Origin of the sequence: Pseudomonas sp. NFX71, from assembly GCF_048079215.1 — a bacterium.
GTDB classification, from domain to species: Bacteria; Pseudomonadota; Gammaproteobacteria; order Pseudomonadales; family Pseudomonadaceae; genus Aquipseudomonas; species Aquipseudomonas fluorescens_B.
In genome coordinates this window covers 6,257,412-6,273,147 of sequence record NZ_CP182230.1, presented here as the reverse complement: position 1 = coordinate 6,273,147, position 15,736 = coordinate 6,257,412, and the positions used below count along the sequence as shown (strand labels likewise).

Genomic DNA, 15,736 nt, shown 5'->3' with positions numbered 1-15,736 from the left:
CCTACACCTCGTGGCGCAGATGAAAGGATTTGGCGCGGGTCAGGTGCTCGTAGCCCAGGCGCGAGAGGGTGACGCCGCGTCCACTGTTCTTGACCCCGGTCCAGGCCAGCGCGGGGTCGAGGTAATCGCAACGGTTCATGAACACGGTGCCGGTGGCGATCTCGTTGCCGAGGCGTTCGGCGGCGGCGAGGTCCCGGGTCCACAGGGATGCGCTGAGGCCGAACGCGCTGTCGTTCATCAGGGCGATGGCTTGGTCGTCACCAGCTACCGGCATGATGCCGACCACCGGGCCAAAGCTTTCGTCGCGCATGACTGACATTTGATGAGTGACATCGACCAACACCTGCGGCGCCAGGTAGGCGCTGCCCGGCGCATCGGCGGGGAAAGTCTTTGGATCGATCAGCGCTCTGGCGCCTTGCGTGAGCGCGTCGGCGATTTGTCCGCGAACAAAATCAGCGGCGCCCGGTGTCACCATAGGGCCCAGCGTCGTGGCCTCGTCCAGTGGATTGCCCAATACATAGTGGCCAGTCAGTTCGATGAAGCGTTCGACAAATGCCGGATAGATTGTTTGATCGACGTAGATGCGCTCGATGGCGCAGCAGCTTTGCCCGGAATTGAAGAAGCTGCCATCCACCAGATTCTCCACCGCGTGCTCAAGGTTGGCATCGGCACGAACGTAGGCCGGGTCTTTGCCGCCGAGCTCCAGGCCCACGCCGATGAAACGCCCAGCGGCAGCGGCTTCCATGGCTTTGCCGGCCTCGACCGAACCGGTGAAGTTAACCTGGTGCACACGGCCGGAAGCAATGATCGCGGACGTCTGCTGATGGTCGAGCAGCACGTTGTGGAATAGCCCGTCGGGCAGCTTGGCGCGACGCGTGGCTTCGGCGAAACGTTCGCCGACCAGCAGCGTTTGCGTGGCGTGTTTGAGGATCACACTGTTGCCGGCCATCAGCGCCGGGATGATCGTATTCACCGCCGTCAGGTACGGATAATTCCAAGGCGCAACGACCAGCACCGTGCCCAACGGTTCGCGTTTGATAAAGCGCCGAAAACCGGCGACAGGATCGGGTTCCACAGGTGCCAACGCTTCAGGCGCTATCGCGATCATGTGGCGGGCGCGTTCGGCGAAACCGCGCAGTTCTCCCGCGCCAAAGCGCACCGGGCGACCCATCTGCCAGGCCAGTTCCGGCACGATGTCCGCCTGCATCGACAGCATCGCGTCCACGGCGGCGCTGCACAAGGCAGCACGTTCGCTCAGCGATCGGTGCTGCCATAGAACCTGGGCGGTGGCGGCCGCCGACAGGACCTGCTCGATCTGCGCCGTAGAGGCACAATCGCGCTCGACAAAAACCCGGCCATCGACCGGTGAGACAAGCTGAACCTTGGCCGTCATGATGTGCTCAATAGCGCTCGAAGCCGCGCTGCAGTTCCCAGTCGGTGATACGCCGGTCGTACTCTTTTTGCTCCCACTCGGCGGTGTGCACGTAGTGTTCGATCACTTCATCGCCGAACGCCTCGCGCAACATGCTCGAGCCCTTGAGTGCGGAGCACGCGTCGCGCAGGGTTTTCGAGACTTCCGGCAGATCCTCGTCGAGGTAGGCATCGCCCTCGAACGGCGCCGCGAGTTCGAGCTTCTCGTCGATCCCGGCCAGGCCCGCCGCGATCAGCGCGGCGAAGGCCAGGTAAGGGTTGAGGTCCGCGCCGCCGATGCGGCATTCGATGCGGATGGATTTGCTGGCTTCGGCGCACAAACGAAAGCCGGCGGTGCGATTGTCCCGGCTCCACACTGCCCGCGTCGGTGCGAAGGTGCCGGCCTGGAAGCGCTTGTATGAATTGATGTACGGCGCGAGAAAACAGGTGATGTCGTTGGCGTACTTGAGCTGCCCGGCGACCCAGGCGCGCATCAGTTTCGACATGCCGAACTCGGCTTTCGCGTCGAAAAACAGCGGCTTTTTGGCGTTCTTGTCCCACAGCGAATTATGGATATGGCTGCTGGAGCCGGCGGCGTCATAGCGCCACTTGGCCATGAATGTGATCGCCTTGCCTTGCAACTGCGCGATCTCTTTGCAGGCGTGCTTGATGATGACGTGATGATCGGCCATGGTCATGGCATCGGCGTAACGGATGTTGATTTCTTCCTGGCCGGGTCCCCATTCGCCCTTGGAGTTTTCCACGGGAATGCCCGACGCCTGCAAATGTTTGCGAATCGCCCGCAGCACCGGCTCCTCGCGGGTGGTCTGCAGGATGTTGTAGTCCTCGATGTAATGGCCGGCGGTTTTCGGTTTGTGATAATTGCGCTTGTGGATCGCCTCGTAGCTCTCATCGAACAGATAGAACTCGAGTTCCGACGCGAACATGCCGGTGTAGCCGCGTTCGCGCAGGCGCTCGACCTGTTTTTTCAGAATCGCCCGCGGGCTGTGGGGCAAGTCTTTTCGATGGTGATGATCGAGCACATCGCACAGCACCAGCGCCGTGCATTCCAGCCAGGGCACGCGGCGCAGCGTGGACATGTCGGGCTTGAGGACGAAGTCGCCATAGCCTTTGCTCCAACTGGCCGCGGCGTAACCGGGGACCGGTTCCATGTCGATGTCGTCGGCCAGCAGGTAATTGCAGCAGTGGGTTTCTTCGTGACCACTGTCGATGAAAAACTCGACCTGGAAGCGCTTGCCGACCAGGCGTCCCTGCATGTCGACCATGCAGACCAGTACGGTATCGATTTCACCAGCGGCAGCAGCGCGCTTGAGCGCATCAAAACTGAGGAGGGGCTCGGTCATCACGTCAATCCTGCGTGAAAGGGTTGGGCCTGTCTGAGATAGCTGTTGCAGACGCTCTCCAGAAAAACCAAAACCCTGCAGAATCGAGCATCGTGAGCAATGAGCTGATCCAAGCTTAGCCTACTGTTGAAAACTGCAAGTCCACATGACCCCAAGCCCGCTGAATCAAAGGCGTGTAGCCAATCCGGCGCAAACGATCCGGCACGCCCCTGGCACCGTCTTGACCGATTGCGGGATCAGTGCCGGACCCGCGCACCCCGTCGACGCTTGAGTGACCTGTGCCCGTCAGGCTGCTGCAATCGGGTAAGGTAGGCGCGAAAATGCACCGGCAGCGCCGATTGACCTCACTGGAACCGAACATGATGAAAGCCGTAAGCCTCACCTTCGTCCTTGCACTGACGGCAGGGGCATTTTGCACACCGGTGGCAGCGGCGGGGGATGTTGAAGCCGGGGCGAAACTGTTCACGCGGATCTGCGGTGGCTGCCATCAAGTGGGCGAGTCGGCCCGGGGCGGTTTCGGCCCGCCACTCAACGGCATCTTCGGCCGCCCTTCGGGAAGCTCGGCGGACTACCAGTACTCCGACGCGATGAAAAACGCCGGTATTGTCTGGACCCGCGAGACACTGACGGCTTACCTCGAAGCGCCGAAGAAAGTGGTGCCGGGCACCCGGATGATTTTCTGGGGGCTCAGCGATCCAGAGAAGATCGAGGATGTGCTGGCGTACTTGCAGACGTTTCAGCCGCAGTAGCCCATCAATCCGTCACGCACAAATCCCCGGTGGCGCGGATCAGTGCCTGGCCGTGCAGGCCATCCTTGATCAGCGCGGATCGCTCCTTGGCCAGCCATTGGGCACAGTTCGGGTCTTTGCGATAAGGCGCGAAATCGGCGTAGTGCTGCAACAGGCGGTTTTGCAGCTCATCCAGCCGTGGGCGGATTTGATGGGCAAGGTCCGGCCGTGGCGTGTCCGGCGCCTTGCCCGACGCTTGCCATTGCGCGAGCAGTCCGTATTGCACCAGCTTGTTGGCTTCGATCTGTGCGGCGATCAACTCCGCGACCTCGTCCGGGTCGAGATTACGGGTAACGGCCTGCTTCCTGGCGTTGGCGATGACCTGCGCTTCCCGGACGCTGTCCTGGATCGGTTTGTGGCTGTCCCATTTGGTCAGTGCCACCAGGTCAGCGATGTTCAGGCGTTCGTTCATCGTCACCAGCAGCGGCTGCAGACTGTCGGGCGCCGGGGATGGTGTGGCGGCGTGTGCACCGCAAGCGAGTAAACCGGACAGGGCGCAGGTCAGCAGCAGCGGCAGGCGTAGGAAACACAACATGGGCAAACCTCATTGGGTACGGGACTCGCAATCAGGTGCTATTTATCACAAGTGAGACAGCGACATTAAGCAGGGGCTGATTTTTGTGCATGAAAAAGCCCGGCGGGTCAGGCCGGGCTTTTTGTCGGGTACTGCGGCAAGGCTATTCATTCATGCGGCGCGGCTTTCGATCAGGCGGTCGGAACCACCTTCGGCCACGCGGTTTTCGATCAGACGATCGGAGCCACCTTCGGCCACGCGGTTTTCGATCAGACGATCCGAACCACCTTCGGCCACGCGGTTTTCGATCAGACGGTCGGAACCACCTTCGGCGACGCGGTTTTCGATCAGGCGGTCGGAGCCACCTTCGGCCACGCGGTTTTCGATCAGACGATCCGAACCACCCTCAGCCACACGGCTTTCAATCAGACGATCCGAGCCGCCTTCAGCGACAACCGGGTGAGCAGAAGAAGCGGCGAAAGCGTTAACTGCAAAAACCGAGAAAGCGATGCTGAGGAAGAGTTGGCGTTTCATGATGGTGTGCTCCGGGGTGTAGTTGTTGGGTATGGAGCTGATGTTACGCCGCGGATTTTTTATGAGAACTTCATTGAGTTGATGGTGACTATCGACGTCGGCAATGGTCCTCGGACTTCCATTGCGCCAGCCTGTCGTCGGTTGCAGCGCTGGGGCAGAACCTGCGGGGTATGCTGGATCTCTTGAACGATCGACGGTCTCCAGGAAATCAGACCGTGGCAAGGCGTTTCCTGAGAGGTTCCAGGCTCTGATCGAGAGGGTAAACCGATGCACGACTATTACGATTTGGGCACTTATAGCCGCCCCGTAACGACCCGTTCACCACAGGCTCAGCTCTGGTTCGACCGGGGATTGTTATGGTGCTACGGCTACAACCACGACGAATCCATCCGCTGTTTCCGCAAGGCGATCGAACATGACCACGATTGCGCGATGGCCTACTGGGGCATCGCCTATGCTTCCGGCCCCAATTACAACAAACGCTGGGATGCGTTTATCGAACAGGAATTGAAAGACGCCGTCACCCAGGCCCGGCTGGCGACGCGTGCCGCGCTTGCGCATGGCGAGGGTGCAAAACCGGTGGAACAGGCGCTGATCCGGGCGCTGGAGCAACGCTATCAGGCTGACGAGGCCGCCAGCGTTGAACAACTTTTCGACTGGAACGATGCCTACGCGGCGTCGATGCGTGATGTCTATAAAGCCTTTCCCGACGATCCGGATGTGGCGGCGCTGTTTGCCGAAGCCTTGATCGACCGCACACCCTGGCTGCTGTGGGATCTGAAAACCGGCGAGCCCGCGCCGGGTGCCGACACCCTGGAAGCGCTGGCCGTGCTGGAGCAGGCGATGCGGCGGGTAGAGCAACACGGCGATGCGCCGCACCCCGGCGTGCTGCACATGTACGTCCACACCCTGGAAATGTCGCCCCATCCCGAGCGAGCGTTGCGCGCCGGCGATGTCCTGCGCGACCTGGTGCCGGACGCCGGGCATCTGCGCCATATGCCGTCGCACATCGACGTGCTCTGCGGCGATTACCGAGGGGCCATGGTCACCAATAGCCGGGCGATTCTGGCCGACGGCAAATTCCTGGAGCGGGAAGGGCCGCTCAACTTCTACACCCTGTATCGATGCCACAACTACCACTTCAAACTCTACTCGGCGATGTTCCTCGGGCAATACCAACCGGCGCTGGACGCCGCCGACGAACTGATGTCGACCATCAAGGAAGAACTGCTGCGCGTCGAGCAACCGCCCATGGCCGACTGGCTGGAAAGCTTCGTGTCGATGAAGGTCCACGTGCAGATCCGCTTCGGCAAATGGCAGGACATCCTCGCCACGCCGTTGCCGAATGACCAGGAACTGTACTGCGTGACCACCGCGATGCTGCATTACGCCAGGGGCGTGGCCCACGCGGCCAGCGGGCACATCGCCGCCGCGGAAGCCGAACAACGGCTGTTCATCAATGCACTGACGCGTGTGCCGCAAACGCGTTACCTCTTCAACAATAAATGCACCGACATCCTGGCGGTGGCCGACGCGATGCTGCGGGGGGAAATCGAGTACCGCAAAGGCAACTACGACAGCGCGTTCACGTACCTGCGCGAGGCGCGGTCACTGGACGACAACTTGCCGTACGACGAGCCTTGGGGCTGGATGCAACCGGTGCGACATGCGCTGGGTGCGCTGCTGCTGGAACAGGGCTGTGTAGAAGAAGCCTTGCAGGCTTATCGCGCCGATCTGGGGCTGGACACCACGCTGAGCCGCGCGTCCTGGCATCTGGACAACGTGTGGGCCCTCCACGGTTACGTGGAATGCCTGACGCGATTGGGGCGGGACGCCGAAGCCGCTGCCGCCCGGACCCGCCTCGACCTGGCCATGGCCCGAGCCGATGTGGAAATCACCGCCTCCTGTTTTTGCCGTGTCGGGGCACGCTGCTGTCAGGGGTGAAACCTTACGAAACGGGCGGCGGGGCGCCCGTTTTCAGGCAACGATCCACTCGTTGCTTCGTGTCGGTCGCGGACAAAGCCGGATGGCGAGTGGATATCTGCGCGAAGGTGATTATGCTTCAGGAAACCTTGCAGCGATGTGAGGCGGTCAGCCTGTTGCCAGGCTTCATGAAATCGGTAATCCGATGACTTCAGCCCAGGGCCTGAGTACGACGATGGTAGTGAGGTGCTCCGGCCTACAACAAGAGCAAGACGGAGAAGACTCATGGCCGCAATCGACACCACCACGGGCAACGTGCCCAACCACGGGATCACCAGGGAGGAGCGCAAAGTCATCTTCGCCTCGTCCCTGGGCACTGTGTTCGAATGGTACGACTTCTACCTTTACGGTTCCCTCGCGGCGATCATCGCCAAGCACTTTTTCGCCGGCGTCAACGAGACCACGTCCTTCATCTTCGCGCTGCTCGCGTTCGCGGCGGGGTTTGCCGTGCGGCCCTTCGGCGCGATTGTGTTCGGCCGACTGGGCGACATGATCGGGCGCAAGCACACCTTCCTGATCACCATTGTCATCATGGGTGTCTCCACTGCCATCGTCGGTTTTCTGCCGGGCTACGCGACCATCGGCGTGGCGGCACCGATCATCCTGATTACCCTGCGCCTGCTGCAAGGCCTGGCCCTGGGCGGTGAATACGGCGGGGCGGCGACCTACGTGGCCGAGCATGCGCCGAAGGGGCGGCGCGGTTATTTCACCTCGTGGATACAAACCACCGCGACCCTCGGTCTGTTCCTGTCGCTGCTGGTGATCCTCGCCTGCCGCACGATTCTCGGCACTGAAGCCTTCGAGGCCTGGGGCTGGCGGATTCCGTTCCTGCTGTCGATCCTGTTGCTGATCGTCTCGGTGTACATCCGCCTGCAACTCAGTGAGTCGCCGGTGTTCTTGAAGATGAAGGCTGAGGGCAAGGCGTCCAAGGCGCCGCTGACGGAATCCTTCGCTCGCTGGGAAAACCTGAAGATTGTGATCATGGCTTTGCTCGGCGGTACGGCTGGCCAGGCGGTCGTCTGGTACACCGGGCAGTTCTACGCGCTGTTCTTCCTGCTGCAGACCCTGAAGATCGACGCGCAGACCGCCAACTTGCTGATTGCCGGCTCCCTGCTGATCGGCACGCCGTTTTTCGTGATATTCGGCAGCCTGTCCGACCGCATCGGTCGCAAGGGCATCATCATGGCGGGCTGCATCCTGGCGGCGGTGACCTACTTCCCGATCTTCCACGCGTTGACCCAGTACGGTAACCCTGACGTGTTCATCGCCCAGGAGAAGAATCCGGTCACGGTGGTCGCTGATCCGGACCAGTGCTCGTTCCAGTTCGACCCGGTGGGTAAAGCCAGATTCACCAGTTCCTGCGACCTCGCCAAAACGGTGCTGGCGAAGCGGGCCATTCCCTATAAAAACGTGAAGGCTGAGCCGGGCGCAGTCGCGCAGGTTCGTATCGGCGACAAAGTGATCCCGAGCTTCGAAGGCACCGGCATGCCGGCCGCCGACTTCAAGACCCGCAACGACGCCTTCACCGCCACCCTCGGCACTGCCCTCAAGGACGCCGGTTACCCCGAGAAGGCTGACCCGGCCAAGACCAATTACCCGATGGTGTTGTTACTGCTGACTATCCTGGTGATCTACGTGACCATGGTCTACGGTCCGATCGCTGCGTGGCTGGTGGAACTCTTCCCGGCGCGCATCCGTTACACCTCGATGTCGCTGCCGTACCACATAGGCAACGGTTGGTTTGGCGGCTTCCTGCCGACGGTGGCATTTGCCATGGTCGCGGCCACGGGGGATATCTACTACGGGTTGTGGTACCCGATTGTCATTGCGGTGTTGACTGCAATACTCGGTACGTTCTTCCTGCCGGAAACCAAGGATCGGGAAATTCATCACACCTAGGGCTGGCGTTCGCCCTCTCTCGCGGGGGAGAGGGCGAGGTTGTCATGGCTGATGCTGGCTGACCCAATGCTGGCTGACCCAATGCTGGCCGACCGCACCATCCTCGCCCTGCACCGGATCGCGCTCGGGAAACGGCAGCGTGTTGATGCTTGCCTGTTGCTCGGCACTCGGTGCCTCGCGGCAAATATCGGCGTGCTGCCCGGGCGGGTAGGCACCGACTACCAGAAAATCGTCGCTTGAACCCAGGTTGCAGTGGCCCGTGCCCGCTGGCAGCAGCACCACATCACCCGCACTGACTTCCAGTACATGACCGTCCGGACCGCCCAGCATCAAACGCGCATGACCGCTGGCGATGCCAAGCACTTCATGGCCTTCGGTGTGATAGTGGTGAAAGTCGTAGACCCCGTAACGCCATTGCGGTGGCCAGCCATTGGCCTTGAACGTTTTCTCGAACAGCGCCGCCGGATCGTTGCCCTGGACGGCAATGGCCTTGGGGTAAATGAGTACCGGCAGGCGCGGATTGTTGGGCACCCAGTCGTTGGCTTCGAGCAACAGGGGTTGCGCGGGGGCGGGGAGGGAATGCGAACGTGCCATGGGAATCTCCGGAGCGGTTGACGCTGATTCCGGTGTGACCAGTGCCCCGGTGGCGAATTCGGCTCGGCAGACGAACAGTATCTGAAGGTTCGCACTTCTCCGAGAAAGAATGTGTGGGCACCAGCCTGAATCAACCGGACGACAGTAGGTCATCGGCGGTGAACACCCATGTCATGCTCGCTAAAAATCCGCTGTGGGAGCTGGCTTGCCAGCGATGGAGGTTCACAGCGCGTTCATTCAGCACGCGTTATCGTTAACGTCGCAGCGCGCCGGGCCCATCCTGGTCGGCATCAAGATCGGGCTGGCGCGATACGCGAGAGGCGTGTTGCGGCTTCACCTCAATGAAGGACATTCATTTATTTTGAGCAAGAAAAAGCCCGGCTGATCAGGCCGGGCTTTTTGTCGAGTACTGCGTTAAGGCTATTCATTCATACAGCGCGGCTTTCGATCAGACGGTCAGAACCACCTTCGGCAACGCGGTTTTCGATCAGGCGGTCGGAACCACCTTCGGCGACGCGGTTTTCGATCAGGCGGTCGGAACCACCTTCGGCGACGCGGTTTTCGATCAGGCGGTCGGAACCACCTTCGGCAACGCGGTTTTCGATCAGACGGTCGGAACCACCTTCGGCGACGCGGTTTTCGATCAGGCGGTCAGAGCCACCTTCTGCAACGCGGTTTTCGATCAGGCGGTCGGAGCCACCTTCGGCGACGCGGTTTTCGATCAGACGATCCGAACCACCCTCAGCCACACGGCTTTCAATCAGACGATCCGAGCCGCCTTCAGCGACAACCGAATGAGCAGAAGAAGCGGCGAAAGCGTTAACTGCAAAAACCGAGAAAGCGATGCTGAGAAGGATTTGGCGTTTCATGAGTGTGTGCTCCGGGGTGTAGTTGTTTGGTATGGAGGCGATGTTACGCCGCAGAATTTTTAAGAGAACTTCATTGAATTAATGGTGACCATTGACGAAACCAATAGATGGACGAGGCCCATGTCGTCCGAGTGATGGCACCTGGCTACGCGTTGCTTGATTGGATCCACAGTGGCACCCTCAGCGCCCGTTGCACCAAGGAGCCAGGTGATCAAGGAATGAGTGGATACGTACCCAACCCCCCGAAAAACTTCCGCTACGACGAAGCCAAACCCGTCGACATCCACGCCAAGCGCTGGGCCGAGTATGAGAAATACGGCAAGGCACCGGCGGCGGCGAAGGAAAAAGTCAGAGTTGCGTTGCGCATTGGCGTGTTCTTTGACGGAACGCTGAACAATGCGGGTAACTCTGCGTCAGGATTATTGTGCGGCGCCCATCACCCGATTCGCCCGGAAGACGTCGATGCGAGCTGCAAGCCGTATATGGCGGATCCGGAGGGGAGTTATGGGAATGATGTGAGTAATGTTTTCAGACTGTATGAACTGTACCCAGCCAACAAAGATGTGAAGGGGGAAGGCACCCCTACACTGGCGTTGCGAAGTCTGTACATCGACGGCATCGGTACGGAAAGCGGGAGCAAAGACAGCTTTGGTAATGCCGCCACCGGACGGGGTGAAACGGGTGTCGCGAGTAAGGTCCAAAACGCATTTTCTCGGCTGAAAGTCCTGATCAAACAAGTCGTCGATCAAAACCCCTGCGGTGAAATCACTTCGCTAACCTTCGATACGTTTGGTTTCAGTCGAGGAGCTGCGGCGGCCAGGCATTTTGCAAATGAGGTCGTGCGCTGCCAGCAGGGGCCACTGGGAGAGGTGTTGCGCAGCAGTCCCAATGGTTTTAGCGCCAGCTTTACAGGTCAGTACAACAGCGAAATTCTGATGGGCTTCATCGGTCTGTTTGATACTGTTCCTTCTGTCGCGGGATTCACCAATCTTGGGAATATCCAGAGTCCAGTCGCTCCTGGAATCAAGCTTTACCTGGACCGCAAATACTTTACCGATGTCGTTCAAATTACCGCCCGTGACGAACGCCGTGCCAATTTTGCGTTGAGCACAGTGATTCCTGCGCATACTGAAATCCCGGTACCAGGGGTGCACTCCGATATTGGCGGTGGTTACCGTGAGGAAGTGGAGGAGTGCGTGCTGGTCAGCCCTATGCAGGCACTCACGGTCCCCAATGGTACCGATGTCAAAACTACATCCATCTACCGGGATGCAATACAGAAAAAAGCAAAAATGGTCGCCGACGGTTGGCCTGAGACGATGCTGGATGTGATCACTCCAAAGCCAACATTGGCACATGACAATGAGCAGCGGAGGTTAGGACCAAAGGAACTACGGGTGTATGCAGGAGTGCAACTCAAGCGCGCAGTCAGCGGCAAACTATCGTTGGTGTATTTACGCTTGATGTACAAATTGGCTAAAGAGAACGGCGTTCAGTTTGAAGCGCTTGATGAGAACGATCCCGCGTACAGTTTACCTTCTGAGCTTCAACCAATTTGCGCCAAGATCCTCGCCGGGAATTACCAACTTGATCCCGGTGAAGAAAAGCTATTGAAACTCAAATACATTCATACTTCTGCCAATTGGAATAATCCTATTGGCGCTAGCCGCGAACGCGGCGTGACTGTTCGTTACACCAATGCACCCACTGACGATGGCATTCGGGTGCGACATCCTCATGTATCTGACTCTAACTGGAGAACGTTTTAATGCGCTCGATCCTAATATTACTGGGCGCGTTTTTTGTAGCCGGATGTCAGGCAGCCGACCCACTTTCCGGCGAAAACGACCCTAAAGATCAATGGTGGAGCCTCAGTTTCGTTGAGCCCGCCTACATGAAGGTATGGGTGGAAGACTCTGCCGTAGAAGACATCAACGGCAAGCGGTTTAATCGAACGGGTGGAGGCACAGCAGGTAGCCATGACTCCGAGGACGGTACCGAAGCAGCTCGTGGCTGGAGTAAATATATAAGCAGCGGCATCCGTGGCGTAGTTGGAGCAGATCTACCGAAACGCATCTTTGTCCGATGGCAGTCGGTTGTCGAGTCGAAGACCTATCGTGGGTGGGTCGATATACCCGAAGAAGCACGGCAGATCATGCACGCCTCAGTCAATGAGCGATGCCCGGCGACGCCCGACGAGCCAGCCAACTACATAACCATGGTTTACCTCGGACTTGCCCCCGGCGGCATCGTACAGGTGTGGGTGACTGATAAATGCTTGAAGTCAGTCAAGGTTGCTCGTGCCCAAGCAGAAATAGAACCCTTGGGACCCCACCTCGGAAAATCCGGTGGCAACTATTACCCGTTGTCCGACGAGTCCAAACGCTACGTCGAACAATTCGGCATCCCCTACGGCAGCTGGTAATCATCACCGCACAAAAAAAACGGGCGCCTATCAAGGCGCATTCAGAGTTGCGTTGCGCATTGGCGTGTTCTTTGACGGAACGCTGAACAATGCGGGTAACTCTGCGTCAGGATTATTGTGCGGCGCCCATCACCCGATTCGCCCGGAAGACGTCGATGCGAGCTGCAAGCCGTATATGGCGGATCCGGAGGGGAGTTATGGGAATGATGTGAGTAATGTTTTCAAGTTGTATGAGCTCTATCCGACAGCGGAAGTAGCCGGAAACGATGCGTCATCCAAACTCGTACAGCGCAGTCTCTACGTAGACGGGATCGGCACCGATGCGGGCGCTGAAGACAGCATGGGCGCCGCGGCGACCGGGCGAGGAGACGCAGGCGTAGCGGGGAAGGTACAAAAAGCGTTTGTCGCCATGAAAGCACTGATCAAGGAAGCAGTTGATCGCAATCCTGACGGCGAGATTACATCGCTCACATTCGACACCTTCGGGTTCAGTCGAGGTGCCGCCGCTGCCCGACATTTCGCCAATGAAATCGTACGTTGCAAACTAGGGCCTCTGGGCGAAGTGCTCCGCAGCAACCCCAAGGGGTTTAGCTCCAGTTTCGATGCCCGGTACAACAGCGAAATCATCATGGGGTTCATCGGCCTGTTCGATACCGTGCCCTCGGTCGCGGGGGTCACAAACATAGGTAACATCCAAAGTCCGGTAGCACCGGGGATCAAACTGTACCTTGACCGCAAGTACTTTACCGATGTCATTCAATTGACTGCACGGGACGAGCATCGGGCCAACTTTGCGTTAAGCACAGTCATTCCCGCGCATACGGAAATACCCGTTCCCGGTGTGCATTCGGATATCGGTGGAGGTTATCGGGAAGAAGTGGAAGAGTGCGTACTGGTCAGCCCAATGCAGGCCATGACGGTGCGACAGGGAACCGACATTCAAACCACTTCGATTTATCGTGATGCCCAGCAGCAGAAAGCGAGTTGGGTCGCCAATGGCTGGCCAGAAGCAATGCTGGAAATCGTGACTCCGAAACCGAGTTCATTGTCGAGGGAAGAGCAGACATCCGGGTTCAGGCAGGTGCGGGTGTACGCAGGTTTGCAACTCAAGCGTCCGGTTAGTGGGAAGCTGTCAGTGGTGTATCTGCACTTGATGCATAAACTGGCCAAGGAGAAGGGGGTGCAGTTCAAGGATGTTCCGAAAACCTCTCAGTATTCCGTTCCATCAGAGCTTCAACCACTCTGCGACAGGTTCCTCGGGGGCAATTACCAGGTTATGCCTGCGGAGGAGAAACTGCTCAGATTGCGCTACATCCATATGTCTGCCAATTGGAGCAATCCAGTGGGATCGACTCGTGAGCGCGGGGTGAATCTCCGCTACACGAATGCACCGACCGAAAGTGGTGTGCGCGTACGTCACCCTCATGTACCGGATTCAAGCTGGAGAACATTTTAATGCGTTTGTTGGGATTGCTTGTAGGACTGTTACTGGTTTCTGGCTGCCAGGCCACAAATCTCGCAACGCCCGAAACGGAGCTCACCAGAAAATGGTGGAGCCTCAGTTTCAACGAACCGTATTACATGAAAGCCTGGGTTGAAGACAGTGCGGTCGAAGACGTTAACGGCAAATTGTTCCGTCGCACGGGTGGCGGTACGGCAGCGGGGGGCGAGCCAGAAAATGGTACGGAGTCCGCAAGAGGGTGGGGTGAGATTACGGGGGGGATTCGCGAAGTTGTCGGTGCAGACTTACCGAAACGAATCTTCGTCCGTTGGCAGTCCATCGTGGAGCCACAAACGTACCGCGCCTGGGTCGACATTCCAGAGCAAGCCCGACAAATCATGCGCGATACGCTGAATGAGCCTTGTCCTTCAGCGCCGGATGAACCAGCAGGCAATGTCGCGCTGGTGTATGTCGGTGTAGCGCCGGGGGGCGTCGTTCAGGTGTGGGTCGCGGACAAATGTATGAAGGCAATCAAGGTCGCTCATGCTCAAGCAGAAATAGAACCGTTGGGCCCAGACCAAGGAAAAAGTCAGGGGCAGTACGCCTATCCAGTCAGTGAAAAGGCGAAGCGCTACATCGAACAATTCGGCATCCCCTACGGCAGCTGGTAATCATCACCGCACAAAAAACGGGCGCCTATCAAGGCGCCCGTTTTCATTCCCGCATAATGCCATCAAGCTTCACTGATCTGACTGACACTCGTCACCTGCCCATTCCAGATCATCTCGTAATGCGCCGCCTGAACAACCGATAAAACCGGCTTCGGCGTCATCAATGCCCAGCAATGACTGCCGTGCATTCGCACTGAGTTGTAACGAAGCCCGGGACAACCCGCCTCTTTGACCAACTTCCCCAAATGCCGGGAATGCGTGTAATCGTCCGGATCATAAACAGGGTCGGTCATCGCAATGGACGTCGCATCCTTCATCCCTGCATCCACAAAAGAGCAGGACAACCCCCGGAAAACGAACCGCTCATAGTTCAGGCCCGGCACGTTCGACCAGTACAGACTCTGGTGATGCTTCACTTCGGCCAATGCCGTTTCCAGTGTGTCCGCCAGGTACAGCACCCCGAAACGGCCATCGCTGAACCGCGAACCCGCGGGGTTGACGTGGGTGAATGGTGCTGTGGCGTAAGAGCAGCCTGGAATACCGAACGGGATTTCACTGCGGCGAATCAGCTCAAGGCGACCCACTTCATTTTTCAACCTGGGGTTGGTGAGTTCCTGTATCTGATACAGCACCTCGAACTCGTCGGCGTCGGCGACATCATCAAACAACGCCACCGGCGGGAACTTGGAATTGACCAGTCGATAGGCCTGCAATGGCTCACCGGCAAGTTCTGCCAGTTCGCTCAGCCTCACCATTGCGCACCACGCAGCACGTCGATGCGCCGAAAGGTTTCATACAGCGAAATCATATCGCCCTGAGCCATGATCTCGAGCGGCGAGCGACCGTTGAAGAATTCGTTATCGTTGGCCATCGACGGGAAGCCGTAGACGTTCTCCGGGTTATCGAACACCAGGCGCAAGGCGGCGTGGATGTTGAGCACAAAACTGATGCGTTGCATCTGGTCCGCGTCCAGCGCCACGGCCCAGTCGGGATCGAGCTGCCGTGCGCGGGTGTAGGTGCTGCGGGAAATGCGCAGGATACGGCAGGCCTGATCGCTGGACGCTCCCCACTTTTCGAGGATGCCGACAGCGGCCCGCAGGCCCGTTACACACTGGCGCTTGCTGAAGGCTTGTTGCTGGAGGGCAACGGCCATATCCAATACCTCTTTTTGAATCCATGGATTCAAAGTTAGGTAAAAAGCGTCTATAGAGCAAGTTCATCGCGACCAGTGGAGGCTGCTATCG

At 58.7% G+C, this 15,736-nt stretch carries 15 protein-coding genes; 7 read left to right on the top strand and 8 right to left on the bottom strand.

Annotated elements, in window-relative coordinates:
• Window position 1 precedes the first annotated feature (1 nt).
• Entirely contained in the window at window positions 2-1,393 is a 1,392-nt protein-coding gene (locus ACM1ZW_RS29170; protein ID WP_416739885.1) for an aldehyde dehydrogenase family protein, read from the bottom strand.
• A 7-nt stretch (window positions 1,394-1,400) separates the two neighbouring features.
• Entirely contained in the window at window positions 1,401-2,774 is a 1,374-nt protein-coding gene (locus tag ACM1ZW_RS29165) for a glutamine synthetase family protein (RefSeq protein WP_416739884.1), read from the bottom strand.
• Between the two features lie 359 nt (window positions 2,775-3,133).
• Between ACM1ZW_RS29165 and ACM1ZW_RS29160 the strand changes: the two genes are divergently transcribed.
• Complete coding sequence (locus tag ACM1ZW_RS29160) at window positions 3,134-3,523, top strand: c-type cytochrome (RefSeq protein ID WP_414884329.1); 390 nt, start codon at window positions 3,134-3,136, stop codon at window positions 3,521-3,523.
• Window positions 3,524-3,527: 4 nt separating this feature from the next.
• Here ACM1ZW_RS29160 and ACM1ZW_RS29155 read toward each other — a convergent pair whose 3' ends face one another.
• On the bottom strand, window positions 3,528-4,097 hold the full coding sequence (locus ACM1ZW_RS29155; protein WP_416739883.1) for a chorismate mutase: 570 nt from the start codon (window positions 4,095-4,097) through the stop codon (window positions 3,528-3,530).
• Window positions 4,098-4,247: 150 nt separating this feature from the next.
• Window positions 4,248-4,610, bottom strand: coding sequence for a hypothetical protein (locus ACM1ZW_RS29150; protein ID WP_414880047.1), 363 nt, complete (start codon window positions 4,608-4,610; stop codon window positions 4,248-4,250).
• Window positions 4,611-4,877: 267 nt separating this feature from the next.
• Between ACM1ZW_RS29150 and ACM1ZW_RS29145 the strand changes: the two genes are divergently transcribed.
• Window positions 4,878-6,554: a tetratricopeptide repeat protein gene (locus ACM1ZW_RS29145; protein WP_416739882.1), complete on the top strand. Its 1,677-nt coding sequence runs from the start codon at window positions 4,878-4,880 to the stop codon at window positions 6,552-6,554.
• Between the two features lie 264 nt (window positions 6,555-6,818).
• Complete coding sequence (locus ACM1ZW_RS29140) at window positions 6,819-8,492, top strand: MFS transporter (protein WP_017338438.1); 1,674 nt, start codon at window positions 6,819-6,821, stop codon at window positions 8,490-8,492.
• A gap of 42 nt (window positions 8,493-8,534) precedes the next feature.
• On the opposite strand, the gene ACM1ZW_RS29135 is transcribed toward ACM1ZW_RS29140, so the two are convergent.
• Together ACM1ZW_RS29135 and ACM1ZW_RS29130 are read right to left on the bottom strand one after the other, a co-directional pair.
• Window positions 8,535-9,086: a cupin gene (locus ACM1ZW_RS29135; RefSeq protein ID WP_416739881.1), complete on the bottom strand. Its 552-nt coding sequence runs from the start codon at window positions 9,084-9,086 to the stop codon at window positions 8,535-8,537.
• Window positions 9,087-9,514: 428 nt separating this feature from the next.
• Complete coding sequence (locus ACM1ZW_RS29130; RefSeq protein WP_414880043.1) at window positions 9,515-9,955, bottom strand: phage infection protein; 441 nt, start codon at window positions 9,953-9,955, stop codon at window positions 9,515-9,517.
• 218 nt (window positions 9,956-10,173) lie between these two features.
• On the opposite strand from ACM1ZW_RS29130, the gene ACM1ZW_RS29125 reads away from it, so the two are divergent.
• Genes ACM1ZW_RS29125 through ACM1ZW_RS29110 form a run of 4 tightly spaced genes read left to right on the top strand, consistent with a single transcriptional unit; the run spans window position 10,174 to window position 14,492 of the window.
• Window positions 10,174-11,724 (top strand): T6SS phospholipase effector Tle1-like catalytic domain-containing protein, encoded by a 1,551-nt coding sequence (locus ACM1ZW_RS29125; RefSeq protein ID WP_416739880.1) that lies wholly within the window; start codon window positions 10,174-10,176, stop codon window positions 11,722-11,724.
• Window positions 11,724-12,380 carry a DUF2931 family protein gene (locus tag ACM1ZW_RS29120; RefSeq protein WP_416739879.1) on the top strand — a complete coding sequence of 219 codons (657 nt, stop codon included), beginning with the start codon at window positions 11,724-11,726 and terminating at the stop codon, window positions 12,378-12,380. The genes ACM1ZW_RS29125 and ACM1ZW_RS29120 overlap by 1 nt, the downstream gene beginning before the upstream one ends.
• Window positions 12,304-13,836: a phospholipase effector Tle1 domain-containing protein gene (locus ACM1ZW_RS29115; RefSeq protein WP_416739878.1), complete on the top strand. Its 1,533-nt coding sequence runs from the start codon at window positions 12,304-12,306 to the stop codon at window positions 13,834-13,836. Before ACM1ZW_RS29120 ends, ACM1ZW_RS29115 begins: the two co-directional genes overlap by 77 nt.
• A complete protein-coding gene (locus ACM1ZW_RS29110) occupies window positions 13,836-14,492 on the top strand; it encodes a DUF2931 family protein (protein ID WP_416739877.1) in 657 nt (218 codons plus the stop codon). The genes ACM1ZW_RS29115 and ACM1ZW_RS29110 overlap by 1 nt, the downstream gene beginning before the upstream one ends.
• A gap of 62 nt (window positions 14,493-14,554) precedes the next feature.
• Here the strand turns inward: ACM1ZW_RS29110 and ACM1ZW_RS29105 are convergent, their stop codons facing one another.
• Window positions 14,555-15,247 (bottom strand): RES family NAD+ phosphorylase, encoded by a 693-nt coding sequence (locus ACM1ZW_RS29105; protein ID WP_017338283.1) that lies wholly within the window; start codon window positions 15,245-15,247, stop codon window positions 14,555-14,557.
• Complete coding sequence (locus ACM1ZW_RS29100; protein WP_017338284.1) at window positions 15,241-15,645, bottom strand: antitoxin Xre-like helix-turn-helix domain-containing protein; 405 nt, start codon at window positions 15,643-15,645, stop codon at window positions 15,241-15,243. Before ACM1ZW_RS29100 ends, ACM1ZW_RS29105 begins: the two co-directional genes overlap by 7 nt.
• Window positions 15,646-15,736: the final 91 nt, after the last annotated feature.

Bases quoted from the DNA above. Each gene is read 5' to 3' on its own strand.
- ACM1ZW_RS29100 (WP_017338284.1), bottom strand. From the start codon at position 15,645: ATGGCCGTTGCCCTCCAGCAACAAGCCTTCAGCAAGCGCCAGTGTGTA.
- ACM1ZW_RS29110 (WP_416739877.1), top strand. From the start codon at position 13,836: ATGCGTTTGTTGGGATTGCTTGTAGGACTGTTACTGGTTTCTGGCTGC.
- ACM1ZW_RS29140 (WP_017338438.1), top strand. From the start codon at position 6,819: ATGGCCGCAATCGACACCACCACGGGCAACGTGCCCAACCACGGGATC.
- ACM1ZW_RS29155 (WP_416739883.1), bottom strand. From the start codon at position 4,097: ATGTTGTGTTTCCTACGCCTGCCGCTGCTGCTGACCTGCGCCCTGTCC.
- ACM1ZW_RS29105 (WP_017338283.1), bottom strand. From the start codon at position 15,247: ATGGTGAGGCTGAGCGAACTGGCAGAACTTGCCGGTGAGCCATTGCAG.
- ACM1ZW_RS29170 (WP_416739885.1), bottom strand. From the start codon at position 1,393: ATGACGGCCAAGGTTCAGCTTGTCTCACCGGTCGATGGCCGGGTTTTT.
- ACM1ZW_RS29120 (WP_416739879.1), top strand. From the start codon at position 11,724: ATGCGCTCGATCCTAATATTACTGGGCGCGTTTTTTGTAGCCGGATGT.
- ACM1ZW_RS29160 (WP_414884329.1), top strand. From the start codon at position 3,134: ATGATGAAAGCCGTAAGCCTCACCTTCGTCCTTGCACTGACGGCAGGG.
- ACM1ZW_RS29125 (WP_416739880.1), top strand. From the start codon at position 10,174: ATGAGTGGATACGTACCCAACCCCCCGAAAAACTTCCGCTACGACGAA.
- ACM1ZW_RS29165 (WP_416739884.1), bottom strand. From the start codon at position 2,774: ATGACCGAGCCCCTCCTCAGTTTTGATGCGCTCAAGCGCGCTGCTGCC.
- ACM1ZW_RS29150 (WP_414880047.1), bottom strand. From the start codon at position 4,610: ATGAAACGCCAACTCTTCCTCAGCATCGCTTTCTCGGTTTTTGCAGTT.
- ACM1ZW_RS29145 (WP_416739882.1), top strand. From the start codon at position 4,878: ATGCACGACTATTACGATTTGGGCACTTATAGCCGCCCCGTAACGACC.
- ACM1ZW_RS29130 (WP_414880043.1), bottom strand. From the start codon at position 9,955: ATGAAACGCCAAATCCTTCTCAGCATCGCTTTCTCGGTTTTTGCAGTT.
- ACM1ZW_RS29135 (WP_416739881.1), bottom strand. From the start codon at position 9,086: ATGGCACGTTCGCATTCCCTCCCCGCCCCCGCGCAACCCCTGTTGCTC.